The following is a 24658-nucleotide window of genomic DNA, read 5'->3' on the forward strand; positions in this document are numbered from 1 at the left end:
GGTGTTGGTCTTTCTCCCGGCGCTCGCGGCCCTGTCCGCCTGCACCGCCACGGAGCGGGCGGCCCCGTTTCCCGCGCCGCCGCCGCCCAGTGCCGTCCTGCCGAAGGCGCCCGCCCCGTCATACGGGCCCGTCCTCGACGGGAGTGGCGCCTGCACCGGGTCCGCGCCGGAAACGGCCGCCGCCATCGAGCCCGGCATCGGCGAGTGCGATCTCGTTCGGCTCAAGGGACGTCCACCCACCGATGTCCTGATCGGCGAAGGCCGCTCCGGCCGCGAGGTGCAGGTGCTCTACACCGAGCCGGGGGCGAAGGAGCTGTATTTCTTCGTCAACAACCGACTCGACCGCATCGTGCGTTAGAGCCTTCGGGAAACTGGACAGCGGATTGCTTGCGGCGCGTGGTGCCCGGCATTCCGTCCGGAGAGCGGGAGGCAGACGGCGCGATGGCCCACGAGTACCGGTTCGGGATCGAGGAGGAATTGTTCCTGGCGGATGCCCGCACGCGGGCGGCGCCGCAGGAATCGGTGGCAGCCTTCCACAAGGCCGCCGGCCACCGCCTCGACGGGGTCGAGCGCGAATTGCTCGAGAACCAGGCCGAAATCTCCTCCAAGCCGTCGGCGAGCTTCGCCGAGGCGGAGGATGCCCTGGCGAGCCTGCGCACCGGTTTGTGCCGGATCGGGCGCGAGCACGGCCTCAAGGTCTTCGCTGCCGGTACGCATCCGACCGCGATCTGGGCCGAGCAGCGCGAGACCTCGAAGCTGCGTTACCGCAAGATGATCGACAATCTTCAGATGGTGGGGCGCCGCTCCGTCGTCTGCGGCCTCCATGTGCATGTGGAGGTACCGGAGCCCGGCGAGCGCATCGCCCTCATCAACCGCCTGATGCCCCACCTGCCGGTTCTGCTCGCGCTCTCGACCTCCTCGCCGTTCTACGACCGGCACCGTACCGGGCTCGCCGGATATCGTCTGCGCGCCTATGCCGAGCTGCCCCGCACAGGCCTTCCCGAACTCTTCACGGACGCCGCCGATTTCGACCGCTACGTCCGGGTGATGACCCGGGCCGGCGCCGTCGAGGACGCCACGTATTTCTGGTGGCACATCCGTCCCTCCATTCGCTATCCGACCCTGGAGCTTCGGGTGGCCGACAGCTGCACCCGGCTCAAGGATGCGCTCGCCATCGCCGCGCTCTATCGCTGCCTCGTACGGCTCTCTGTGCGCCGGCCGGACCTCGCCCCACCCCTGACTGGGGCCAGCCGCGGGATCGTCATGGAGAATCTATGGCGGGCCGAGCGCGATGGCGTGAACGCCGCTCTCGTCGACGAGGCGGCGGAGGAGACCGTCCCGGTGCGCCGCCTCGTCGAGCGGCTGCTCGACCTCACGGCGGAGGATGCGGCGGCCCTGGGCTGCGCCTCCCAGGTCGCCCACGCGCTCACCATCGCCAGCTGCGGATCGAGCGCCGACGGGCAGATCGCGGCCTATGAGAAGGCGCTCGATGCCGGCGCCGGCAAGCGCAAGGCGCTTTCCCGCGTCATCGACTGGCTGGCCCAAGAGACGGCGGATTGCGGCCGGTAGCCCCTCCCGGATGGCAGGAATCGGGAATCCAACGCTCGGCTCCCGCCACCTGCGCGGGAGCCGCCGAAGGAATCGCGGTGCACTGACCGAGACGCGGAGATCCGGTGACAGCCGCGCTGGCACCGAAATCGCGTTGCAACCTCAACCATGACCTCCACCATGAGCTGGGCAAGCCTTGCTTTGACCGGCGAAGTGACCACTTTCGGCGGATGCTCGACGAGGACGCCCCGAGACCTGCCCCGACCGCCCTCGCTGACGGGTCGGAAGCCGAGGACGTGCCTTTCGGCGCGCTCCAGTCCTGTGTCGGCATCCGCGACTGGCTCCTGGGCGAGGGTGCCCGGCTTCCGAAGGCCGACGACCTGCTGTCCGGCCTGGCGCAGCGCCTCGACGAGATCGGCGTGCCGATCGATCGGGCGACGACCGCCATCGACACGCTGCACTCGGAATATTCCGGCGTCGGCCGTCGCTGGACCCGTGAGGAGGGATCGAGCGTTCGCCTGTTTCCGCACGGCGAGGCCTCGGAGCGGGCCTATCGCGAGAGCCCGTTCTACACGGTGCACCAATCGGGCGAATGGCTCGTCCTCGATCTGGCCCGAACGCCTGACACCGCCTACGCCGTCATCCCCGAGCTGAAGGCTGCCGGCTACACCCATTACATCGTGGCGCCGCTGATCTTCACCAACGGCACGCGCAACGGCATCACCTTCGCGACGCGCGCAGCGAGCGGCTTCCGCGACGAGGACATCGCGATCCTGCGCTTCGTCATGCCGACGCTGGCCGCCGTGATGGAGATGCGGCTCCTCAACAAGCAGCTCGATACGGTGCTGCGCATCTATGTCGGCGACGAACCCCACCGGGCGATCCTGTCGGGCGACATTCGCCGTGGGCAGGTCCGGCGCATCCGCTCGGCCATCCTGTTCGCCGACATGCGCGACTACACGCGCCTGTCCGCCGACCTGACGCCCGAGGGCGCGGTGGATCTCCTCAACGCCTTCTTCGACTGCCTCGTCCCGCCGATCGAACGCGAGGGCGGCGAGGTGCTGAAATATCTCGGCGACGGCCTTCTCGCGATCTTCCGCGAGTCCGGGGACGATATGGGCAGTGCCGCGAAGGGGGCGCTCACCGCCGCGCAATCGGCGCTCGCGGCGCTCACCGAGGCCAACGCCGTTGGTCGCTTCTCCGGCAAGGTGGTCGATGCCGGCATCGCCCTCCATCATGGCGAGGCGGCTTATGGCAATGTCGGCTCCGGCACCCGGCTCGATTTCACCGTGATCGGCCGCGACGTGAATCTCGCGAGCCGCTTGGCACGGCTGAACCGCGTGCTCCAGGAGCCGCTACTGATGTCGAAGCCCTTCGTCGATTTCCTCTGGGGCGACCCCGAGCCGTTGGGCAGCCACCCGCTCGACGGATTCCCCGAGCCGATGGCGGTGTTCCGGCCCGAGAGGAAATCGAAGCCGCTGGCGAAGGCGGGCTAACGCCGCCTCCAAAGCCTATCAGGGTCGGCCCGGCCTCGCCCCAGCCAGCGGAAGGCACCGCCTCGCGCTATACGGAGCGAGGCGGCGCGTTTCCGGCACCCTATTTCAACATCGAGATCTGCACGTCCCCAACCCGGCGCGTCACCGCCACCGTGACGTCGTGCCCGTGACGGTGCAGGCGGATATCGGCCCGCGAGGCGCCGAGCTTGAGGTTGTACAGCTCCACCGCCTCCAAGAACTTCGGAAGAACCGGGTTTCGGAAACGGATGCGGTTGCGGGCGTGATCGAGTTCCAATCCCAGGCTTGCCGCGAGGAACGCGAACGGGGCGGCGGCGGCCCAGGCCTGGGGTGAACAGGCGACCGGGTAGCTCACGGGGCCGCGCTGGCGCCGCCGCATGAAGCCGCAGAACAGCTCCGGCAGGCGCTTCTGGTCGTAGTAGAGGCTGGTGTCGAACATGCCTTCGAACACCCGCGCGGCCTCGTCCTTGAGGCCGTAGCGGGCCAGACCCATGGCACAGATCGCGTTGTCGTGCGGCCAGATCGAGCCGTTGTGGTACGACATCGGATTGTAGCGGGCCTCGCCCTTGGCGACGGTGCGAATGCCCCAGCCGTTGAATCCGTCATTCGACAGGAGCTGCGCCGCCACCTGCGCCGCCCGCTCCGGCAAGGCGATGCCGGTGAACAGGGCGTGGCCGGTGTTCGACGAGCGCACCGCGCAGGGACGCTTGGCGCCGTCGAGCGCGAGGGCATAGGTGCCGATCTCCTCGCACCAGAATGCCTCATCGAACTTCTTCTGGATCTTCTCCGCATCCGCCGTGAGGCTTGCCGCGAGATCGTCCTCGCCGAGCAGGCGTGCGAGCTTCGCCGCGCCCTGCTTGGCCGCGAAGACATACCCCTGCACTTCGCACAGAGCGATCGGGCCCTTGGCCATGGCGCCGTCGGAATGGAAGATCGAATCGTGGCTGTCCTTCCAGCCCTGATTGGCCAGCCCCTGCTCGGTCTCGCGGGCATATTCGACGAAACCGTCGCCGTCCCGGTCGCCGTACTGGTCGATCCAGGCAAGCGCCAGTTTGAGCTGCGGCCAGATCGAGCGGATCGTGTCCAGATCGCCCGTCACCTCGTGGTACTGGGCGGCCAGCATCACGAAGAGGGGCGTGCCGTCGATGGTGCCGTAATAGTGGCGGAACGGCACCTCGCCGAGCATCGCCATCTCGCCGCGGCGGGTCTCGTGCAGCACCTTGCCGGGCTGAGCATCCGCGGCCGGGTCGACCTCCTTGGCCTGGGTCGCCGCGAGGAAGCGCAGCACGCCCTTGCCGAAATTGGGGTCGATCCAGAGCGCCATCATCGCGGTGATGATCCCGTCGCGCCCGAACACGGTCGAGTACCAGGGGATGCCGGCGAACGGGTAGACGCCCTCCTGGGTGCGGGTCGCCAGCATGTAGAGGTCGGCGGTGGCCCGGCAGAGCCCCTCATTGAACTGGTCGTTCGAAGAGATGATCGTGGTGATGCCGGCGGTGAGCTCGCGCAGATCCCGGCGATTGTCGCGATAGGCACGGGCGAAGATGCGGCCCTCGCTCAAGGAACGGTCCGGCCGGTCGGCAAGGCTGCCCGCCGCGCGCGACAGGGCGGCGGCGGCGGCCTCACCCGCCTTCTCGGGGCCCGGGGCCTTGGTGAAGGCCCGGTGCGACTCGAAGGCGATGCGGATGAACAGCGAGGTATGGGCACCGGGGGCCAGCTCGACCAGGAATTCGGCCTTGCCCGGCTCCAGCAGGTGCGGCTTCGGCCCCAGATGCACCGAGGTGGTGCGCACGATGTCGTCGAGCCCCGCGTAGCGGAACTGCACCTCGGTGTCCGAGCGCCGCTCGACCGTGCGCTTGCCGCGGTTCACGCGATCGGAACCGCGCACCTCGAACAGATCGCGGAAATCGGCGTCGAAGGTCACGCCGATCCGAAGCTTGCGACGCCGCGTGTCGTAGTTGCGCAGTCCGATCCGGTCGTAGCAGGTGCCCTTGAACAGGAACTTGGTCCGCTCCAGCGCGATCAGCTCCCGGGGGATCGCGGTCTCATCGCCCGCATCCAAGCGGATGTCCGGCGTGGTGAGATCGACCGAGAGCGCGCCGTTGTCGTCCTGCATGGCCGAGGACAGCATCATCGGCCGCTCGTCCTCGACCGTCAGGGCGAGGCGGGAGAGATAGCGCGTGTCCTGGAAATACAGGCCGTCGGCGCCGGGATACCAGCCGATATCGCCGTAGCTGTCGAGAACGGCGAAAGCCTCGCCGTATTTCAGCGAGCGCAAGGGGCGCTCGACGAGCGAGGCCTGGGCCTCGATGTGGTATTGCGGCAGGGCCTCGTCCGCGTCCTGGAACCCTGCCTTCGCCGCCTGTTTGGTCTCGTCCTCGGCGTGCCGGGCCTTTGCCGCGTCGTCCTGTGCCGCCATGCGAAGCGCCTCCTGCCGATGATCCGTGCGAGCCGGGTCCGATCCCTCGCAAGGTCCGGACCTTCGAATCGAAAGCCGCCGGTCGTGTGGCACGACCGGCGGCGCGTTGAGGATCGTTCAGTTAGGCGCCGCGCCGCCTCCGGCGAGGGGGCTACGACGGGTTTCGTGTGCCGGTTTAGGCCGGCATCGCGGCGATGTGGAGCGGCGCGCCGGCCTTGCCGTTGAGTTCGCCGTACTGGGGCGAGAAGGCGCCCGCCGCCGGCATCTTGATGAGGTTGCCCTGGCCGGCAAGGAGCTGCTCGTAGGCCGAGACATACTTGCGGACCATCACCTCGGCGGTGAAACGGCCCTCGAAATGGGCGCGCACGCCGGTGCGGGGCAGATCGCGTACCTTGCGGCACGCCTCGATCGCCTCATCCATCGAGTTGACGATGTAGCCCGACACGCCGTCCTTGATGACTTCGGGGACCGAACCGTTGCCGAAGGCGATCACCGGCGTGCCGGCCGACATCGCCTCGATCATCACGAGACCGAAGGGCTCCGGCCAATCGATCGGGAAGGCGAGCGCCAGGGCGTTGCCGAGGAAGTCCTTCTTCTGCTCCTCGTTGATCTCGCCGATATACTCCACCAGCGGATGGTGGATCATCGGCTCGATCTTCTCGTCCCAGTAATCCTGATCGGCCTTGTCGACCTTCGCGGCGATCTTCAGCGGCGTACCGGAGCGGATCGCCATCTCGATCGCGCGGTCGGGGCGTTTCTCAGGCGAGATGCGGCCGAGGAAGGCGAGGTAGCCGCCCTTGGCCTCCGGGTAGAACGGGCAGTTCTCCTTCGGCAGGCCGTGATGAATCGTGGCCAGCCAGTTCGAATTCTCCGGCATCGGCTCGCGCTGGTTGTCCGAGATCGAGACCAGCGGCATCCCGGTGAACGTGTTGTAGACCGGCATGAAATCCGGCACGTCCAGGCGACCATGCATGGTCGTCAGACACTTGTGGTAAAGATCTTCGAACATCGGATACTGCAGAAGGTCGATGTGGAAGTGGATCACATCGAATTCGTGCGCGCGGCGATGGACGTGATGCAGCATCGCGAGGTGGCCCGCGGTGTGATCGCGGTAGCCGAGAAGGCGCAGGCCCTCCGGATGACAGGCTGCAAGCTTGGCCGAAGTCTGGGAATCGCCGCTCGCGAACAGTGTCACATCGTGTCCCTGACGGACCAGCTCTTCCGTGATCCACGAAACGACGCGCTCGGTGCCGCCATAGAACTTCGGGGGAACAGCTTCCGCGAGAGGAGCAACCTGGGCAATGCGCACGAAGACGTCTCCTGTGACCGAATAAGGATGTTGGAGAGACTATTGAACGACGCGGTCTGAGCGGGACATGAACGAAACCGACGGCCAAGGTTTATGGTTCCGCACCGCCCCTGGCGCGATGGGGAATCTTTGCAAGCCCACCGAATGCAGGCTTTCCACAGGATGGGCGCAACGCAGGTTTGCTGCTGCGCTTGCCTGACGAGCAGGGCGATGACCCGCTTCGGGCGCGCCGCACGGTTGCCGTTGACGCGTAGTTGTTGTACGTAACACGTACAAAGACGGCTCCATGATTCTCAGCTATCGCGACAAGGATACCGAAGCGCTGGATGTGCACGGCGTGTGCCATCGCCGCTGGCGAGTCTTTCAGGCCGCCGCCGAGCGCAAGCTCGACATGCTGAATGCTGCCTTCACCGTGAGCGACCTGCGCAGCCCGCCCGGCAACCGCCTGGAAAAGTTGTCAGGTGACCGTGAGGGTCAGTGGAGCATTCGTATCAACGATCAGTGGCGCATCTGTTTCCGCTGGGACGGTGCGGGCCCGGAGGATGTCGAGATCGTCGATTATCATTGAAGGAAATCGGAGCATGGCTCGAATCCGAACGCATCCGGGTGAAATACTCCTCGAAGAATACTTGCATCCTTTGGGGTTAAGCGCCAACGCGCTCGCCCAGGTGATCGAGGTTCCGACAAACCGCATCAGCGAACTCGTTCGCGGTCGCCGCGGCATGAGTGCCGATACGGCCTGTCGGCTCGGGCGGTTCTTCGGAACGAGCCCGGAATTCTGGATGAACCTCCAGACGGCGCACGATCTTTCGAAGGCGTTGGCCGAGCACGACTATTCCGGCCTACGTACCCTCGAAAGCGCGTGACGGCGCAGTCCTGCGCGGCGGTCGATTGAAACCCGCGGATGTTTCTGCCATAAGCCGCCCGCGTCGAACCGCCCGGCCGATAGGGCTGCCGTGGCGGTTCCCGTTGCTCCAGTAGCATCACAGCGCAAGGCACCGGCTCTCCGGCCGGCCCGCCGTTGCGTCAGGAGAGCCAAATGCCCAAGCTGAAGACCAAGTCGGGCGCCAAGAAGCGCTTCAAGATCACCGGCACCGGCAAGGTGATGTACGCCCAGGCCGGCAAGCGCCACGGGATGATCAAGCGGACCACGAAGCAGATCCGCAACCTGCGCGGCACCACGACCCTGTTCGAGGGCGATGCCGCCAACGTGAAGAAGTATTTTCTGCCGAACCAGCGCTGATACTTCGTCCCAAGCGAACCTGCTTTTCTAAAATCCGAGGAGATCTCCCATGGCCCGCGTCAAGCGCGGCGTGACCAGTCACGCGAAGCACAAGAAAGTTCTGAAGGCCGCCAAGGGCTATTACGGCCGGCGCAAGAATACGATCCGCATCGCCAAGCAGGCGGTGGAGAAGGGTCTGCAGTACGCCTACCGCGACCGGAAGAACAAGAAGCGCACCTTCCGCGCCCTCTGGATCCAGCGTCTTAACGCGGCGGTCCGCGAGCATGGCCTGACCTATTCCCGCTTCATCGACGGGCTGGCGAAGTCGGGCATCGAGGTGGACCGCAAGGCCCTCTCCGAACTCGCCATCCACGAGCCGGCGAGCTTCGCCGCCGTCGTCGAGAAGGCGAAGTCGGCCCTGCCCAAGGCCGCCTGATCCGCGTACCGCCCCCGGGCGGAGCGCGACCCTTCATCAAGGCGCGGCGCTTCATCGAGCGCCGCGCCTTTTCGTTTCCGGACGGGCCCGGCCCGTTCTGCCCGCCCGGGGCCTCCTCGCGATTTGCACGGATGCGAACGTTTGCGCGCTTGCAGGACGGCAAACGACGCGCGCAAAAGGCAGCCCGCGACGACCGGCTAAGGACAGACCATGGATCTCGACGCTCTCGAACGCGACCTCCTCGGCCAGGTCGAGCAGGCCGGTGACGAGGCCGCCCTCGAAACCCTGCGCGTCGCCGCCCTCGGGAAGAAGGGCAGCGTGTCCGAGCTTCTGAAGACGCTGGGCGCGATGACGCCGGAGGAGCGCAAGGAGCGCGGTCCCCTCATCAACGGTCTGCGCGACCGGGTGCAGGGCGCGATCCTGGCCAAGCGCGAGGCTCTGGTCGAGGCCGCCCTCGACACGCGGCTGGCCGCCGAGCGCATCGACGTGACGCTGCCCCTGCGCGAGGCGCCGGAGATCCGCGGTCGCATCCACCCGATCAGCCAAGTGATCGAGGAGATCACCGCGATCTTCGCCGATCTCGGTTTCTCCGTGGCGGAAGGTCCCGATATCGAGACCGACGAGTTGAACTTCACCGCGCTCAACTTCCCCGAGGGCCATCCGGCCCGCGAGATGCACGACACGTTCTTCCTGGCGCCCGATCATCTGGGACGGCGCAAGCTTCTACGCACCCACACCTCGCCGGTGCAGGTACGGACCATGCGGGCCAAGCAGCCGCCGATCCGCGTGATCATGCCCGGCCGGACCTATCGGCACGATTCCGATCAGACCCACACGCCGATGTTCCACCAGGTCGAAGGGCTGGTCATCGACCGCTCGGCCAACATCGCCAACCTGAAATGGGTGCTGGAATCGTTCTGCCGTGCCTTCTTCGAGGTCGACAGCGTGACGATGCGCTTCCGGCCCTCGTTCTTCCCCTTCACCGAGCCCTCGGCGGAAGTCGACATCCAGTGCTCGCGCAAGGGCGGTGAGCTGCGCTTCGGCGAGGGCACCGACTGGCTGGAAGTGCTGGGCTGCGGGATGGTGCATCCCAACGTGCTGCGGAACGGCGGCCTCGACCCGGATCAGGTCCAGGGATTCGCCTTCGGCATGGGCATCGACCGCCTCGCCATGCTCAAATACGGCATGCCGGACCTGCGCCCGTTCTTCGAGGCGGATGTGCGCTGGCTCGACCATTACGGCTTCCGGCCGATCGACGTGCCGAGCCTGGTCGGCGGGCTGACGGCCTGACCCTGTCGCAACGATTGTGGATTCCGGCTCGGTTCGCCCCGGCGGCCGCGAGGATGTTCTGAGATGAAATTCACCCTCTCCTGGCTCAAGGACCACCTCGACACCGAGGCTTCGCTCGACGCGATCAGCGAGACGCTCACGCGGATCGGGCTGGAGGTCGAGGGGATCGAGGACAAGGCCGCCGCCCTCAGGCCCTACGTGATCGCGCGGGTGATCTCCGCCGAGCAGCACCCCAACGCCGATCGCCTGCGCGTTTGCCAGGTCGATGCGGGCGACGGGCAGCCGCTGCAGGTGGTGTGCGGGGCGCCGAACGCGCGCACCGGTATGCTCTCGGTCTTCGCGCCTCCCGGCACCTACGTTCCCGGCAAGGACATCACGCTCTCGGTCGGCACGATCCGCGGCGTCGAGAGCCGCGGCATGCTCTGCTCAGGGGCGGAGCTTGGCCTCAGCGAGGATCACGACGGCATCCTGGATCTGCCGGCGGACGCGCCGGTGGGTACGCCCTACGCCGTCTGGGCCGGGCTCGACGACCCGGTCATCGAGATCAACCTCACGCCGAACCGCGCCGATTGCGCCTCGATCCACGGCATCGCCCGCGATCTCGCCGCCACCGGCATCGGCACCCTGAAACGCGAGCCGCTGCCGCCGGTGCGGGGGGAGGGCCCGTGCCCGACCCAGGTTTCGCTCGCCTTCGACGCCCATGACAAGGGTTTGTGCCCGCTGTTCGGCTTGCGCCTCGTGCGCGGGGTCAAGAACGGTCCCTCGCCCGAATGGATGCAGAAGCGGTTGCGTGCCATCGGCCTGCGCCCGATCAACGCGCTCGTCGACATCACCAATTACCTCACCTTCGATCGCGGCCGGCCCCTGCACGTGTTCGACGCGAACAAGGTCGCGGGCGGCCTCGTGGTGCGCCGGGCCGAGGAGGGCGAGAGCCTCGTGGCTCTGGACGGCAAGACGTACCGCCTCGACGGCGACGTGATCGTCATCGCGGACGCGAACGGGGTCGAGTCGATCGGCGGCATCATGGGCGGTCAGGCCTCGGGCTGCGACGAGAACACCACCGACGTGCTCATCGAATCGGCCCTCTGGGACCCGCGCGCCATCGCCCGCACCGGCCGGCGCCTCGGCATCGTCACCGATGCCCGCTACCGCTTCGAGCGCGGCGTCGATCCGGCCTTCACCCTTCCGGGGCTCGATCTCGCCACCCGCCTCGTCCTCGACCTCTGCGGCGGGACGCCGAGCCAGGCGAATGTCGTGGGCGATGTGCCCGAGCTCACCCACGTCATCGATTTCCCCTGGACCGAGGTGCGGCGCCTCGCCGGCATCGAGCTGTCGCGGGCGGAGATGAAGGTCACGCTCGAAGCGCTCGGCTTCCACATCGCCGGCTCCGGTGACCGCGTGAAGGTGCTGCCGCCGTCCTGGCGGGCCGATGTCGAGGGCAAGGCCGATCTCGTCGAGGAGATCGTCCGGATCGCCGGGCTCGACCGAATCGAGCCGAAGCCGCTCGCCCGCGTCGAGACGGTGGCGAACGAGCCGATGCTGACGGTGCTGCAGCGGCGCACGCGCCTCGCCCGCCGGGCACTGGCCGGCCGGGGGCTGATGGAGGCGGTGACCTACTCCTTCATTGCCGCCGAGGATGCGCGGCTGTTCGGCGGTGGCGGGGCCGATCTGGCCCTGGCCAACCCGATCGCCGCCGACCTGTCCGACATGCGCCCGAGCCTCGTTCCGGGTCTGCTGCGCGCCGCGCAGCGCAATGCCGACCGGGGCTTCCCGGACGTGGCCCTGTTCGAGGTCGGTCAATGCTTCGCCAGCGACGAGCCGGAGGGGCAGAGCGTGCGCGCCGCCGGCATCCGCCGCGGCACCGCCCGTCACGGCGGGGCCGGACGTCACTGGTCCGGCGCCGCCGCGCCGGTCGACGTGTTCGAGGCCAAAGCCGATGCCCTCGCCCTCCTCGGCGCACTGGGCGTGCCGACCGGCGGCCTCCAGGTCGTGGCCGGCGGACCCGCGTGGCTGCATCCCGGCCGCTCCGGTACATTGCAGTTCGGGCCCAAGACCGTCGTCGGCCATTTCGGTGAACTGCACCCGCGGCTTCTCAAGGCGATGGACCTCAAGGGCGCGCAGGTCGGCTTCGAGATCGTCCTCGACGCCCTGCCGCTGCCGCGCCATCGTCCGACGAAGGCCAAACCCGCCCTGGCGCTCTCCGGCCTGCAGGCGATCTCCCGCAACTTCGCCTTCGTGGTGGCGCGCGAGGTGACGGCTGCGGATATCCTGAAGGCCGCCCAGGGCGCCGATCGCAAATTGATCGCCGGCATCGACGTGTTCGACCTGTACGAGGGCGTCGGCATTCCGGACGGATCGAAGTCGGTCGCCGTCGCGGTTCGTCTTCAGCCTTCGGAACGGACCCTGACCGATGCGGAGATCGAGGCGGTCAGCGCCAAGATCGTCGCCGAGGTGGCCAAGAAGACCGGCGCGACGTTGCGCGCCTGATCGGGAGGGGCGGCCATGGATGCGGATCTCGTCGCGGTCCTCACCGAGGAAGATCACCTCCCGACCGAGGCCCTGAGGCGGGCGGTCGCCGATCCTGAAGCGATCGCCGAGCCGGTGCTCGCGCTTCTGGCCCGGGCGGAGGACGATGCCGACGCGATCGAGGACGAGGAGGCCAACCTCCTGTTCTGGGGGCTCCACGCCCTGGCCGCTTCCCGCGACACCCGCATCTTCCCGCCGCTGATGCGGCTGCTGCGGCAGGACGGCGAGGCGGTCGAGGGGCTGCTCGGAGACGCCATCACCGCGACCCTGCCGAAGGTGATCGCCTCGACCTACGACGGGGATCTCACTGCCCTTGTCCGATTGGGTCTCGACAGCAGCGGCGACGCGTTCGTGCGCGGTTCGGTCCTGACCGCGCTGAGCTTCCTGACGCGTCAGGGACGGATTCCTCTGGAGGAAGCCCGCACCCTCTTGATGCGCTTCGACGAGGCGCGGGCCGATATCGAGGGGGGATCGGTCTGGAGCGCTTGGGAGGAGGCGATCGCCTATCTCGGGCTGACCGACCTCGCGCCACGGGTCGAGGCAGCGCGGCGCGACGGCCGCATCACGGACGAGTTCAGCGATCTCGCGTGGTTCCGGAAGGCGCTGCGGCAGGCCTCCGCCGAGCCGCCGGATCTGAGCCTCTTCGACACGCGCCAATACGGCTATCTCGACGATCCGGTCGAGGCCCTCGACTGGACCTCGGAAACCTACGGCCAGCCGGTCAAGAACCCCTTCAAGGATGTCGGCCGCAACGATCCCTGTCCCTGCGGCTCGGGCAAGAAGTACAAGAAATGCTGTCTCAGCGCCCTTGAGGCGAAGGGGGAGACGCGTCCGGGTCCCTCACGGCTGCCGGGCCTGTCCTGACGCCGTTGAGCGGGTTGTCCGGATCCCAGGCATAGCTCAACGTCTCGAACCGCATCGAGCGGGCATCGACCATCAGCAGACGCCCGACGAGGGGCTCCCCGAAGCCCGCCGCCGCCCGGATCACCTCCATCGCCATGAGCGAGCCCATCACACCGGCCAAGGCGCCGAGAACCCCGGCTTCGGCGCAGGGGGCGACCGTGCCGGGCGGTGGTGGATTCGGGAACAGGCAGCGATAGGTCGGGTGCCGCTCGCCCTCCGGGCTCGTCTCATGGGCGCGGATCGTGGTGAGCGAGCCGTCGAACGCCCCGAGCGCCGCCGTCACGAGAGGTTTCCCGGCGTGGAAGCAGGCGTCCGAGACGGCGTAGCGGGTGGCGAAATTGTCGGAGCCGTCGGCGACGAGGTCGTAGTCCGTCATCAGGCCGACGGCGTTCTCGGGCGTGATCCGGACCGGATGGGCAACCACGCGGACATGGGGGTTCAGGCGGGCGACCGCCTCCGCCGCGCTCTCCACCTTGAGCCGTCCCACGTCGGGCGTGCCATGGATGACCTGACGCTGCAGATTGGACAGCGAGACCGCGTCGTCGTCGACGATGCCAATCGTGCCGATGCCGGCGGCGGCGAGATACTGGATCAACGGGGCACCGAGCCCGCCCGCGCCGATCACCAGGACGCGAGCCGCCTTCAGCCGGGCCTGACCGGGCCCGCCGACCTCCCGCAGGACGATATGGCGGGCATAGCGTTCGATTTCGTCCGACGAGAGTGCCATGCCGGCCATGTAAGCCGGCGAGGGGCGGAGCGGAAGCGGCGGTTTTCGCGAGGCGCGGCGGCGTGCTAGCGCTGGCGGACGATGCGACGGTCGCCCTCCTCCCCAAGCCCCTTATCCTGAGGCTCTGCTTCGCTTCGCCCCTCAGGATGAGGGGGGATGGGTGGGTGGACGCGTTCGTCCGTCCCCGCGTTCACGGTGTCGCCTTGTCCGAAGCCTCTCCCCTCGCCCTCGCCCAATCCCTGATCCGCTGCCCCTCGGTCACCCCGGAGGAGGGCGGTGCGCTGTCCTTCCTCGATTGCGTGCTTGCCGAGGCAGGCTTCACGGTCGAGCGTCCGGTTTTCTCCGAGCCCGGCATGCCGGATATCGAGAATCTCTACGCCCGGATCGGCACCGACGGTCCCGTCCTGCTGTTCGCCGGCCATACCGACGTGGTGCCGCCGGGCGAGGCGACCGCCTGGACGCACAGCCCGTTCTCCGGTGAGGTCGCCGATGGCATCCTCTACGGGCGCGGCGCCGTCGACATGAAGGGCGGCATCGCCTGCCTGCTGGCGGCGACCCTCCGCTTCCTGGAGGCGCGGGGACCCGCGTTCGGCGGCTCCATCGCCTTCCTGATCACCGGTGACGAGGAAGGACCGGCGGTCAACGGCACCGTCAAGCTGCTGGATTGGGCGCGCGCACGCGGCGAGCGCTTCGATCATTGCCTGTTGGGCGAGCCGACCAATCCCGAGCGCTTGGGCGACATGATCAAGATCGGCCGGCGCGGCTCGCTCACCGGGCGCATCACCGTCCATGGGCGCCAGGGTCATGTCGCCTATCCGCACCGGGCCGAGAACCCGATACCGGGTCTCTTGCGACTCGCCACCGCTCTGCTCGCCGCCCCGCTCGACGGGGGCACCGCTCATTTCGACGCGTCGAACCTGGAATTCACGACGATCGATGTCGGAAACCCCGCGACCAACGTGATCCCGGCGACGGCGCACGCCGTGTTCAACGTGCGCTTCAACGATGACTGGACCGCCGAGACGCTCGGGACCGAGATCCGCCGTCGTCTGGATGAGGCGGCGGGCAACGCGGTCCGCTTCAGCCTCGATCTCCAGCCCTCGAACTCACCCGCCTTCCTGACCCGGCCCGACGCCTTCGTCGATCTGGTGGCCGATGCGGTCGAGGCCGAGACCGGCCGGCGCCCGGCCCTGTCGACCACCGGCGGCACCTCGGATGCCCGCTTCATCAAGGATGCCTGCCCGGTGATCGAGTTCGGCCTCGTGGGGCAGACGATGCACGCGGTCGATGAGCGGGTTGCCGTCGAGGACCTCGAACGGCTCACCGCGATCTACAGGCGCGTGCTCGAAGCTTACTTTTCCGCGTAATCGACGCCGACGAAGGTCAGCCCGCCGGCCGGCGCCAGCGGGCCGCAGCGATGCTTGGCTTTCGTCGCCAGGATCTCTGCCACGTCGTCGGCGGAGAGGCGCTTGCACCCGGCCAGCATCAAGGTGCCGGTCATGGCGCGAACCTGATGATGCAGGAACGAACGGGCCGAGGTCGCGATCACGATCTCCTCGAACAGGCCCATCCGCGTGCGCGTCACGTCGAGCTGTTCCAGGGTGCGCACCGGGCTGTTGGCCTGACATTCGGCGGCGCGGAAGGCGGAGAAGTCGTGGCGGCCGAGCAGGCGCTGGGCGGCTTCCTGCATCAGGTCGGCGTCGAGGGGCCACGGCACGTGCCAGACATGGCCCCGGGTGAGCGCGGCGGGGCTGCGTCGATTGAGGATGCGGTAGCGGTAATGCCGACGGATCGCCGAGTGGCGGGCGTCGAAGTCCGGTCCGACGATCTCGGCGGAGATCACCGAAATCGGCTGCGGACGCAGATGGGCGTTCAGGGCATCGCGCACCGTATCCGTGCGCCACGCCTTCACCAGATCGAGATGAGCGACCTGATGGATCGCATGCACGCCCGCATCCGTGCGTCCGGCGCAGGTGAGGCGGACGGTTTCGCCGGAGAAGCGCGTCACGGCGTCTTCCAGGGCCGCCTGCACGGTCGGGTCTTCGGCCTGCCGCTGCCAGCCGCAGAACGGTGCGCCGTCATACTCGATGACGAGTTTATAGCGGGGCATGTTAGGCCGTTTCCGCGTCGCGTCCGTCAACTCGGCGCGGGAGACGGTCCGCCGAGCCACGGGGCGTCATCGTAATGCGCTCGCGCTTCACGCGAGCGTCGCTCCGAGAGGAAGCCGCGCCCCGCGCAGGAATTCCTCGCCGCTCGCCGCTCCACCCTTGCCGGCCCGGCGCAGTTCGAGGAGGCGCACCGCACCGATCCCGCAGGCAATGGTGCAGGCTGAATCAAGGAGCGTGCCTGGCTCACCCGAGCCCTCGGTCGGCAGCGCTCGTAGCACCTTCACCCGTTCGACGCCCCTCCCGAGATCCACCTCGACATAGGCGCCAGGGAACGGCGAGAGTCCGTTGATGTGGCGCGCCACGTCCGTGGCCGGCCGCGACCAGTCGATGCGCGCCTCCTCATTGGTGATCTTGTGGGCGTAGACCACGCCCTCGGCAGCCTGCGGTGTGAAGGTGAGACCCTCCGCCTCGAGCCGAGCCAGTGCCCGCCCCATCAAATCGGCCCCCGCCGGCATCAGCGCATCGTGCAGTTCCCCGGCGGTCATGCCTTCGGTGATCGCCACGCGCACCTCCATCGCCACCGGGCCGGTATCGAGTCCGGCCTCCATGCGCATCACCCCGACCCCGCTCTCGGCATCGCCCGCCATCACCGCCCGCTGGATCGGCGCCGCGCCGCGCCAGCGCGGCAGCAGCGAGCCGTGCAGGTTGAGGCAGCCGTGGCGCGGCAGGTCGAGGATTCGTTGCGGAAGAAGCATGCCGTAGGCGACGACGACCGCCACATCGGCCTCGTGCCCGGCGAAGGTCGCGGCCGCCTCCTCGGTCTTCAGGGTGCCGGGCGTCAGCACGGGGAGTCCCAGGGCTTCCGCGCGAGCATGGACGGGCGATGGACGCAGGGCCATGCCGCGCCCGGCCTTGGCCGGCGCGCGGGTATAGACCGCCGCGATCACGTGCCCGTCGGCATGGAGGCGCGCGAGGGTGGGCACGGCGAAATCCGGCGTACCCATGAAGACGACGCGCATCGTGTGAGGCCTTAGGCGGCGTCGCGCTTGGCGGCCTTGGTGAACTTCTTCAGCACCCGGTCGCGCTTGAGCTTCGACAGATGATCGATGAACAGGACGCCGTTGAGGTGGTCGATCTCGTGCTGGAGGCAGGTGGCGAGCAGGCCGTCGGCTTCCTGCTCCACAATCTGCCCATCGAGATTCATGTAGCGCACCCGCACCCGATCGGGCCGCTCGACTTCGCCGTAATAGTCCGGAATCGACAGGCAGCCCTCGTCGTAGACGCGCTTCTCCTCGGACGACCAGACGATCTCGGGATTGAGATAGACAGTCGGGTTCCGGGCCGTCTCGTCCTTCGACGCGTCGATTGTGACGACCCGCTTGAGCACGCCGATCTGCACCGCCGCGAGCCCGACGCCGGGCGCATCGTACATGGTCTCGACCATGTCCGCCGCGAGCGTGCGGATCTCGTTGGTGATCTCGGTGACCGGCTCGGAAACCAGGCGAAGCTGCGCGTCGGGCAGGATGACGAGGGGACGGACGGTCATGGCTTCCGGGCTGGGATCGGCGCGAGGGCAAATGCGCCCGCTGTCAGGCGCTTCTGAACCCGGAAATAGGCAGAGCGGCAAAGACGGTCAAATGCGATCCTGAAGCAACGTCCCGGTGTCGGTGCTGCCAAACCACCGGGACGCTATGGGCCGAGTCTTCCTCAGGCAGTCTGAACGGGCGGCGATGCGAGTGTTTGGGGGGAGGGGGCGCCTGCGATGGCTCTCGCGGGTTCCCGCCGGAGAAAGATCCAGATCAGAGCCAGCAGGGCGATCAGCATCGGGCCTGCCAGGGACAGACTGATCGGGGATGGCGGGTGCCATCCGGCCACACCACCGTTGAGCGTTTGGATGATGAAGCCGTAGGCGCTGCTGCCCCAGCCCAAACCGAACAGGAGCGCTTGTTCGTGGCGACGCGCCCGTCCGAGCAGATCCGGCAAGAGCAAGGCGAAGCCAATCCCGTAGATGGGCAGATCGTAATCGTAGGCATAGGGGCTCATCAGGAGTCCCGCCATGACGGCAATGCCGATGATCTGTCGTTGGGGCAGGCGCTTCCGAACCGCGAACAGGACGAATCCCACGGCTGTGACAGCGACCGCGCTCTGCGCCAGAAGGGCCAACGTCGCCGGTACGCCGCTGCTGCGCAGCCAAGCGTAGACGGAGATCATCCGGTAGAGTGGGTAATGGCCGGCCGCCAAATTGGCCGAGGCCTCGTTCGCCCCCCTCAAGAAGGCGCTCCAGATTGTCGGACCAAGTACGAGGGTCGCGATACCTGAAGCGAGCAGGGTGGTCCCGACTGCCGCGGCCAAGCAGGTCCAACGCCGCATCACCAGTGCACCGGCCGCGAGACCCACGGCCAGATGCGGCTTGATTACCATCAGGCCCAGCGGCAGCCCCGCGCTGCCTCGCTGCTGCAACAATCCGAGGCAGGTGAGCCCGATCAGCGTGCCCGTCAGAAAGCCGTTCTGACCGCAGGCGATGGTGAGCATCAGGCTTGGGAACAGGGCGAGTATGACTGCCGGGAAGAGCAGACCTGAAATTCGTCGCAGCACCAGCAGAAATGCGATTAGCGTTGCGCCGATGAAGAGCAGAAAGGCCAAGCCGATCGGCAGCGGCGCAAACAGGGCCATGACGAGGTTGAAGGGGGGCGGGTAGGCCCACGGGAGAAGCGCTTCCTGTCCGGTCAATTCCCGCATGACCCGCAAAAGATTCGGGAGGTGGTAAGCGTCCGCAATGTCGCCCCTCCACACCATTTGACCCGCAATATGGAGAACGTTGAAATCTGTAAGATCCAGGCGCGGAAGGAGACCGCTCAGACGGGCCGCCCATGTGAGGATCACTGCAACGACGGCGACGATGAAGGCCCGCGTCACGAACGGCGTGGCGAGCTTCTCGTGAAACATTTGCGAGTTGTGCAATACAATATCAGCTGAATCGGATGCGTCTTCCAAAGTTGGTCTCCCAGAACAGGAAATATAATATTATTCTAAATTTTGTCGCTATAATTATAACTGACACGATCGTCCTAAGGAAGAGTTATTCCTATCTCATCCTCGAGTGTCGTTGATCGATCTCATGATTTCGGTGCAGTCATCCCCTAAAACACCGTCCGGCTGCGGATCGCCGCCGTGAGGGTGCCTTCGTCGAGATAGTCCAACTCCCCACCGACCGGCACGCCGTGGGCGAGCCGGGTGATCGTGAGCCCGAGGGGCTTCAAGGATTCGGTGACGTAATGGGCCGTCGTCTGGCCGTCGACGGTCGCGTTGAGCGCGAGAATAATCTCCTTGACGCCCGGTTCGCTGGCCCTTTCGACGAGGCGGGCGATGGTGAGGTGCTCCGGGCGAACGCCGTCGAGCGCCGAGAGAACGCCGCCGAGCACGTGGTACCGCGCCTTCACGGCGCCGGACCGTTCCAGCGCCCAGAGGTCGGACACGTCCTCCACCACCACCAGTGTGGTCGGGTCGCGGCTGTGGTCGGCGCAGATCGTGCAGGGGTCGCGGGTATCGACATTGCCGCAGGAACTGCACACCACGATCCGCTCGGCGGCGACGCGCATGGCGTCGGCGAGCGGGGCCAGCAGCGTCTCGCGCTTCTTGATGAGTTGGAGCGCGGCCCGACGCGCCGAGCGGGGCCCGAGGCCCGGCATGCGCCCCAGAAGCTGGATCAGGCGCTCGATCTCCGGGCCGGCGACGGCTTGGGGCATGCGGGTCTTCGACAGATTCCGTGGATGGGGCGCAGGAACGCTGCCCTCACATAATCCCTGCCGGACGCTTTTGCCCATTCAGCGAAGCGACAGACTGACCTCGTCATTGATTGCCGAGAGCGTCAAAAAATATTGGATCCCTCCTAAAGTTTAGTTGACGCTTTGGCTGGGCATCGGCCCATTTGAACGGACGGGCCGGCGAACCGGCGTGCGGCGGCCCTGAACGACCGCACGGACGGCCCAGGACGATGCCAATTCGGCGCAGGCTCTCCGGCCTCGCCTTCCGCGATCAGGGCCGCCTAGGGAGACAGACCGTGACACAGACCGGCGACTTCAACGCGGCCCATGGCCCGGAGGCGATCGGCCTCCGCGACCTTGCCGCCGTCCACTGGAATCTCGAGACGCCCCGCCTCTACGAGGAGGCGCTGAAGCGCGGCGAGGCGCAACTTGCCCGTGGTGGAGCGCTGGTCGCAACCACCGGAAGCCATACCGGGCGTTCGCCCAAGGACAAGTACGTGGTGCGCGATGCCGCCACGGAGAATGAAATCTGGTGGGACAACAACGGCTCGATCACCCGCGAGCAGTTCTCCATGCTCCTCGAGGACTTCCGGGCCCATGCCCGCGGCAAGGAATTGTTCGCGCAGGATCTGTTCGGGGGCGCCGATCCGGCCCACCGGGTGCGCGCCCGCGTCTACACCGAGTTCGCGTGGCACTCGCTGTTCATCCGCAATCTGCTGATCCGGCCCGAGCGCGACGCGCTGGCGTCCTACGTGCCGGAACTGACCATCATCGACCTGCCGAGCTTCCAGGCCGATCCGGCCCGGCACGGTTGCCGTTCGAAGACCGTGATCGCCATCGATTTCGCGCAGAAAATCGTGCTGATCGGCGGCTCCGCCTATGCCGGCGAGATGAAGAAGTCGGTCTTCACGTATCTCAACTACGTGCTGCCGGGCGCGGGCGTGATGCCGATGCATTGCTCGGCCAATGCCGCGCTCGACGCGTCCGGTGATTCGGCCTTGTTCTTCGGCCTGTCGGGCACCGGCAAGACCACCCTGTCGAACGATTCCTCCCGTCAGCTCATCGGCGACGACGAGCACGGTTGGGGCAAGGACGGTATCTTCAATTTCGAGGGCGGCTGCTACGCCAAGACCATCCGCCTCTCGCGCAATGCGGAGCCGGAGATCTACGCCACCACCGAGCGCTTCGGCACGGTGATGGAGAATGTCGTGATCGATCCGCAGACCCGCGCGCCCGATTTCGACGATGCCTCGCTGACCGAGAACACCCGCTGCGCTTACCCGCTCGACTTCATTGCCAATGCGAGTGCCACCGGCCGGGCCGGGCATCCGAAGAACATCGTGATGCTGACCTGCGACGCCTTCGGCGTCATGCCGCCGATCGCCAAGCTGACCGGCGCCGAGGCGATGTATCACTTCCTGTCGGGCTACACGGCCAAGGTCGCCGGCACCGAGCGCGGCCTGACCGCGCCGGAGGCGACCTTCTCGACCTGCTTCGGGGCGCCGTTCATGCCGCGCCACCCGAGCGTCTACGGCAACCTGCTGCGCGACCTGATCGCCGAGCACGGCGTCGATTGCTGGCTCGTCAACACCGGCTGGACCGGTGGCGGTGTCGGGACCGGCCGGCGCATGCCGATCCGCGTCACGCGCCGCCTGCTCACCGCGGCGCTGGACGGCTCGCTCTCGCAGGTCGAGTTCCGTCGCGATCCGTATTTCGGCTTCGCGGTGCCGGTGGAGGTGCCGGGCGTCGAGACGCAGGTGCTCTCGCCGGTCGAGACCTGGACCAACAAGCCGGCCTTCGCCGAGACGGCGACGAAACTGGTCACGATGTTCCGCGAGAACTTCAAGCGTTTCGAGAGCCACGTCGATGCCGACGTGCGCGCCGCGGAGCCGGTGGCCGCCCCGATCGCGGCTTGATCCGAACGATACATCCTGCCGCTTCGGTCACGCGGCGGCAGGGCTGCGATCGTCACGAGCGAAGAATGCAACGGACGGTCCCGCCGACCGGGAGTCAGGCCGGCGGGACCTGCCGTGCCGCCATTGGGGGGCAAGTTCGGCCCGGCCCCGTGACCATGATCCCGTCGACGAACGAGCGCCTTAACATGGTTTGCTCTCCATGCGCGCGGGCTGGGGAAAGCCGCTTCAACCCCACGGCGCGAGGCCGATGCCATCGAGGAAACGGCGTTACCGGTGCCGCCGGACAACGGCGTTGCGCGCCGTCATCCGTGCGGTTCTCCCCCGCGGCGTGCGAAGCCCCGATCGATTCAGCTTCGGCTCCACGGCGGGTACGGGGGATGGCTCGGTGAGAGACCAATCAGAACGGCAGCTTCATTCCGGGCGGCAGCGGCAGGCCCTTGGTGAGTTCGGCCATGCGCTCCTGGGCGGTCGCTTCCGCCTTGGCGCGGGCATCGTTGCAGGCTGCCACGATCAGGTCCTCGAGGATCTCGCGCTCGTCGGCGACCATCAGGCTGGGATCGATCGACACGCCGAGCATCTGTCCCTTCGCGGTCATGCGGACACTCACGGCATCGCCGCCGGCGGCACCCCGCACCTCGACCGTGTCGAGTTCGGCCTGAAGCGAGGCCATCTTCTCCTGCATGGCCTGGGCCTGCTTCATGATGCCCATGATATCGCGCATGGTGGATCGGCTCCGATGTCTCTTGGAAGGGTCTCCTCGCAGACTTAGGCGTCGGCGCGGGCTACCGCCAGGGTGCCGGGTCGGCTCAACCGGCCGAAGATACATGGCTCCACGCTTCGAACGGTCGAAGCGCGTCTAGGCCTCGGCCTCAATCGAACTGTCTGGCGGTCAACGACCCAGGCCGTGGAGGCCCCCTCCGACATTCGAGCGCGAGATCGGAAGGATGCTCACGCCTCGTCGTCCGGTTCGTCGGGCAGGGCCTCGACGGGACCGGTCGCCACCGTCACACCGGTCGCTGGACCGGCATCCGCCGCCTTGTCGCGGACATCGACGATCTGCGCGCCGGGGAAGCGCGACAGCACCTCGCGGACCAGGGGATGGGCCGCGGCATTCTCGTGCCGCGTCTGCTCGGCCGCGCGGGAATCCTGCTCGAGCGTCGGCGCCCCCTCGTCCTTGGACAGAGCCACGATCCAACGCCGCCCGGTCCACTCGTCGAGCGCCCGGGCAAGATCGTTGGGGAGGCTCGGGCGGCCGCCCTGAGCGAGGCGGAACTCGATGCGACCCTCCTCGAAGCGCACGAGATGGACATCCCGCTCCATCGCCACCTTGAGGGCGATGTCGCGCTTCGCCTCGGCCAGGGCGACCACGTCCTCGAAACGCCCGAGGCGAAGTCCGGTGGGAACCGCGGCGGGGCGGGCGGCCTCCGGTGCCGGATTGGCCGAAGCCAGAACTGGTCGGGGCGGGGCCGAGGCCCGCGGAGCCGCGAGCGGGGCGCTCTCGCGGGCCAGGGCTGCCGAACCGATGGCCGCGGAACGTGGGGACGACCCACCGGAGAGGGACGAGCCGGAGGCCGGCATGCCGGCGCTCGCGGGTGAATCCTCGCTGCGCAGGCGCCTCAGGGCCTCGTCCGGGGTCGGCAGGTCGGCGGCGTAGGCCAGACGCACCAGGGCCATCTCGGCGGCCGGGAGCGGACGGGGCGCGACCTGCGCCTCGGGCAGGGCCTTGAGCAGGATCTGCCACGCCCGCGACAGGGCACGCACCGGCAGCCGGGCGGCGAAATCCGCGCCGCGGACGCGCTCGGCCTCGCTCAGTGTCGGATCGGCGGCGGCGTCCGGCACCAGTTTCAGGCGGGTCACGAGATGGGTGAAGCCGGCAAGGTCAGAGAGCACCACCGCCGGATCGGCGCCCGAATCGTACTGTGCCCGCAATTCCGCGAAGGCCGCGGGGATGTCGCCGCGCATCACCGCCTCGAACAGATCGACGATGCGCGCCCGATCGGCCAAGCCGAGCATGTCGCGCACGCTCTGCGCAGTCACCGTGCCGGCGCCGTGGGCAATGGCCTGATCGAGGAGCGAGAGCGCATCGCGCACCGAGCCCTCGGCGGCGCGGGTCACGGCGGCCAGCGCCTCGGCCTCGGCGCTCACGCCCTCCGCGGCGCAGATTTTCTTCAGATGGGCCGAGAGGGTCTCGGCCTCGACCCGGCGGAGGTCGAAGCGCTGGCAGCGCGACAGGATCGTGACCGGGACTTTCCGGATCTCAGTCGTGGCGAAGACGAACTTGGCGTGGGGGGGCGGCTCCTCCAGCGTCTTCAGGAAGGCGTTGAACGCCTTCTCCGACAGCATGTGGACCTCGTCGACGATGTAGACCTTGTAGCGCGCCTCCGTCGGCGAGTAGCGGATGCCGTCGATGATGCCGCGGACGTCGTCGATGCCGGTATGCGAGGCCGCATCCATCTCCAGCACGTCCATGTGCCGGGATTCCATGATCGCCCGGCAATGGCGGCCGAGTTCCGGCATGCTCACCGTGGGGCCGGTATCGGGATGGCCGTCGCGGACATAGTTGAGGCCGCGGGCGAGGATGCGGGCCGTCGTCGTCTTGCCGACCCCGCGCACGCCGGTCAGCATCCAGGCCTGGGGGATGCGATTGGCCGCGAAGGCATTGGCCAGCGTGCGCACCATGGCCCCCTGGCCGATCAGATCGTCGAAGGTTTGGGGGCGGTATTTGCGCGCCAGCACCCGGTAGGGTGTCGCGGGGGCGGGCATGCCGGGCAGGCCCGGCTCGTCGGGGAGCGTGCCGTGCGTCTCGTCCATGCCGCCGTCGAATTTTTTGGATTGCCGGCCGCCGAGCCCGCGCGGGGCACGGGAGGCGAGGGTGGGAGGCTGGACAAAGACCCGCTCGGTCTCGTTAGGGCTGCTTCCTTCCGGACCTGACCCGGTTGGCGAGTGAAACGTCCCTCGCCAACCTCCCGAGGCCGT

General features: G+C 67.7%; 22 protein-coding genes and 1 other RNA gene. 12 read left to right on the forward strand and 11 right to left on the reverse strand.

The window, feature by feature from the left end; genetic code table 11:
- Position 1 precedes the first annotated feature (1 nt).
- From MFF26_RS16970 to MFF26_RS16980, 3 genes are all read left to right on the forward strand, one after another.
- The gene (locus tag MFF26_RS16970) at positions 2 to 358 is read left to right on the forward strand and encodes a hypothetical protein (RefSeq protein ID WP_373324483.1); all 357 of its coding nucleotides are present in this window, start codon (positions 2 to 4) and stop codon (positions 356 to 358) included.
- 83 nt (positions 359 to 441) lie between these two features.
- Positions 442 to 1569 carry a carboxylate-amine ligase gene (locus tag MFF26_RS16975; RefSeq protein ID WP_137828503.1) on the forward strand — a complete coding sequence of 376 codons (1128 nt, stop codon included), beginning with the start codon at positions 442 to 444 and terminating at the stop codon, positions 1567 to 1569.
- Positions 1570 to 1778: 209 nt separating this feature from the next.
- Positions 1779 to 3044, forward strand: a complete 1266-nt coding sequence (locus MFF26_RS16980; protein WP_238308232.1) for an adenylate/guanylate cyclase domain-containing protein — start codon at positions 1779 to 1781, stop codon at positions 3042 to 3044.
- Positions 3045 to 3144: 100 nt separating this feature from the next.
- Here the strand turns inward: MFF26_RS16980 and MFF26_RS16985 are convergent, their stop codons facing one another.
- Positions 3145 to 5481, reverse strand: a complete 2337-nt coding sequence (locus tag MFF26_RS16985) for an amylo-alpha-1,6-glucosidase (RefSeq protein ID WP_137828476.1) — start codon at positions 5479 to 5481, stop codon at positions 3145 to 3147.
- A gap of 175 nt (positions 5482 to 5656) precedes the next feature.
- Positions 5657 to 6790 carry a glycosyltransferase family 4 protein gene (locus MFF26_RS16990; RefSeq protein ID WP_137828477.1) on the reverse strand — a complete coding sequence of 378 codons (1134 nt, stop codon included), beginning with the start codon at positions 6788 to 6790 and terminating at the stop codon, positions 5657 to 5659.
- Between the two features lie 286 nt (positions 6791 to 7076).
- Here MFF26_RS16990 and MFF26_RS16995 point away from each other — a divergent pair, with 286 nt between their 5' ends.
- The 7 genes from MFF26_RS16995 (at position 7077) to MFF26_RS17025 (ending at position 13128) form a co-directional block, all read left to right on the forward strand.
- The gene (locus tag MFF26_RS16995; RefSeq protein WP_137828478.1) at positions 7077 to 7358 is read left to right on the forward strand and encodes a type II toxin-antitoxin system RelE/ParE family toxin; all 282 of its coding nucleotides are present in this window, start codon (positions 7077 to 7079) and stop codon (positions 7356 to 7358) included.
- A 13-nt stretch (positions 7359 to 7371) separates the two neighbouring features.
- Complete coding sequence (locus MFF26_RS17000; protein WP_137828479.1) at positions 7372 to 7656, forward strand: HigA family addiction module antitoxin; 285 nt, start codon at positions 7372 to 7374, stop codon at positions 7654 to 7656.
- A gap of 173 nt (positions 7657 to 7829) precedes the next feature.
- Positions 7830 to 8033 (forward strand): 50S ribosomal protein L35, encoded by a 204-nt coding sequence (gene rpmI / locus MFF26_RS17005; RefSeq protein WP_056244427.1) that lies wholly within the window; start codon positions 7830 to 7832, stop codon positions 8031 to 8033.
- A gap of 49 nt (positions 8034 to 8082) precedes the next feature.
- Entirely contained in the window at positions 8083 to 8448 is a 366-nt protein-coding gene (gene rplT, locus MFF26_RS17010; protein ID WP_137828480.1) for a 50S ribosomal protein L20, read from the forward strand.
- A gap of 210 nt (positions 8449 to 8658) precedes the next feature.
- Positions 8659 to 9738: a phenylalanine--tRNA ligase subunit alpha gene (gene pheS, locus MFF26_RS17015; RefSeq protein ID WP_137828481.1), complete on the forward strand. Its 1080-nt coding sequence runs from the start codon at positions 8659 to 8661 to the stop codon at positions 9736 to 9738.
- A 63-nt stretch (positions 9739 to 9801) separates the two neighbouring features.
- Positions 9802 to 12225, forward strand: coding sequence for a phenylalanine--tRNA ligase subunit beta (gene pheT, locus MFF26_RS17020; RefSeq protein ID WP_238308233.1), 2424 nt, complete (start codon positions 9802 to 9804; stop codon positions 12223 to 12225).
- A gap of 15 nt (positions 12226 to 12240) precedes the next feature.
- Positions 12241 to 13128 carry a DUF1186 domain-containing protein gene (locus MFF26_RS17025; RefSeq protein ID WP_238308234.1) on the forward strand — a complete coding sequence of 296 codons (888 nt, stop codon included), beginning with the start codon at positions 12241 to 12243 and terminating at the stop codon, positions 13126 to 13128.
- On the opposite strand, the gene MFF26_RS17030 is transcribed toward MFF26_RS17025, so the two are convergent.
- A complete protein-coding gene (locus tag MFF26_RS17030) occupies positions 13064 to 13894 on the reverse strand; it encodes a HesA/MoeB/ThiF family protein (protein WP_238308235.1) in 831 nt (276 codons plus the stop codon). The genes MFF26_RS17025 and MFF26_RS17030 overlap by 65 nt on opposite strands.
- 203 nt (positions 13895 to 14097) lie before the next feature.
- Between MFF26_RS17030 and dapE the strand changes: the two genes are divergently transcribed.
- Complete coding sequence (gene dapE, locus MFF26_RS17035; protein ID WP_238308246.1) at positions 14098 to 15261, forward strand: succinyl-diaminopimelate desuccinylase; 1164 nt, start codon at positions 14098 to 14100, stop codon at positions 15259 to 15261.
- On the opposite strand, the gene truA is transcribed toward dapE, so the two are convergent.
- From truA to recR, 5 genes are all read right to left on the reverse strand, one after another.
- Positions 15246 to 16004, reverse strand: coding sequence for a tRNA pseudouridine(38-40) synthase TruA (gene truA / locus MFF26_RS17040; protein ID WP_238308236.1), 759 nt, complete (start codon positions 16002 to 16004; stop codon positions 15246 to 15248). The genes dapE and truA overlap by 16 nt on opposite strands.
- 87 nt (positions 16005 to 16091) lie before the next feature.
- Positions 16092 to 17021 (reverse strand): methionyl-tRNA formyltransferase, encoded by a 930-nt coding sequence (gene fmt / locus MFF26_RS17045; RefSeq protein ID WP_238308237.1) that lies wholly within the window; start codon positions 17019 to 17021, stop codon positions 16092 to 16094.
- A gap of 11 nt (positions 17022 to 17032) precedes the next feature.
- Positions 17033 to 17548, reverse strand: coding sequence for a peptide deformylase (locus MFF26_RS17050; protein WP_137828487.1), 516 nt, complete (start codon positions 17546 to 17548; stop codon positions 17033 to 17035).
- Positions 17549 to 17709: 161 nt separating this feature from the next.
- Positions 17710 to 18996, reverse strand: a complete 1287-nt coding sequence (locus MFF26_RS17055; RefSeq protein ID WP_238308238.1) for a glycosyltransferase family 87 protein — start codon at positions 18994 to 18996, stop codon at positions 17710 to 17712.
- A gap of 146 nt (positions 18997 to 19142) precedes the next feature.
- Entirely contained in the window at positions 19143 to 19748 is a 606-nt protein-coding gene (recR, locus tag MFF26_RS17060) for a recombination mediator RecR (protein WP_137828488.1), read from the reverse strand.
- A 314-nt stretch (positions 19749 to 20062) separates the two neighbouring features.
- Between recR and MFF26_RS17065 the strand changes: the two genes are divergently transcribed.
- Positions 20063 to 21682, forward strand: a complete 1620-nt coding sequence (locus MFF26_RS17065; RefSeq protein WP_238308239.1) for a phosphoenolpyruvate carboxykinase — start codon at positions 20063 to 20065, stop codon at positions 21680 to 21682.
- 397 nt (positions 21683 to 22079) lie between these two features.
- Here the strand turns inward: MFF26_RS17065 and MFF26_RS17070 are convergent, their stop codons facing one another.
- The 3 genes from MFF26_RS17070 to ffs form a co-directional block, all read right to left on the reverse strand.
- The gene (locus tag MFF26_RS17070) at positions 22080 to 22403 is read right to left on the reverse strand and encodes a YbaB/EbfC family nucleoid-associated protein (protein WP_137828490.1); all 324 of its coding nucleotides are present in this window, start codon (positions 22401 to 22403) and stop codon (positions 22080 to 22082) included.
- A 227-nt stretch (positions 22404 to 22630) separates the two neighbouring features.
- The gene (locus MFF26_RS17075; RefSeq protein WP_137828491.1) at positions 22631 to 24493 is read right to left on the reverse strand and encodes a DNA polymerase III subunit gamma/tau; all 1863 of its coding nucleotides are present in this window, start codon (positions 24491 to 24493) and stop codon (positions 22631 to 22633) included.
- Positions 24494 to 24553: 60 nt separating this feature from the next.
- An RNA gene (gene ffs / locus MFF26_RS17080) (signal recognition particle sRNA small type) lies at positions 24554 to 24650 on the reverse strand.
- Positions 24651 to 24658: the final 8 nt, after the last annotated feature.

Origin of the sequence: Methylorubrum suomiense (assembly GCF_022179765.1) — a bacterium.
In the GTDB taxonomy this organism is placed as follows: Bacteria; Pseudomonadota; Alphaproteobacteria; order Rhizobiales; family Beijerinckiaceae; genus Methylobacterium; species Methylobacterium suomiense.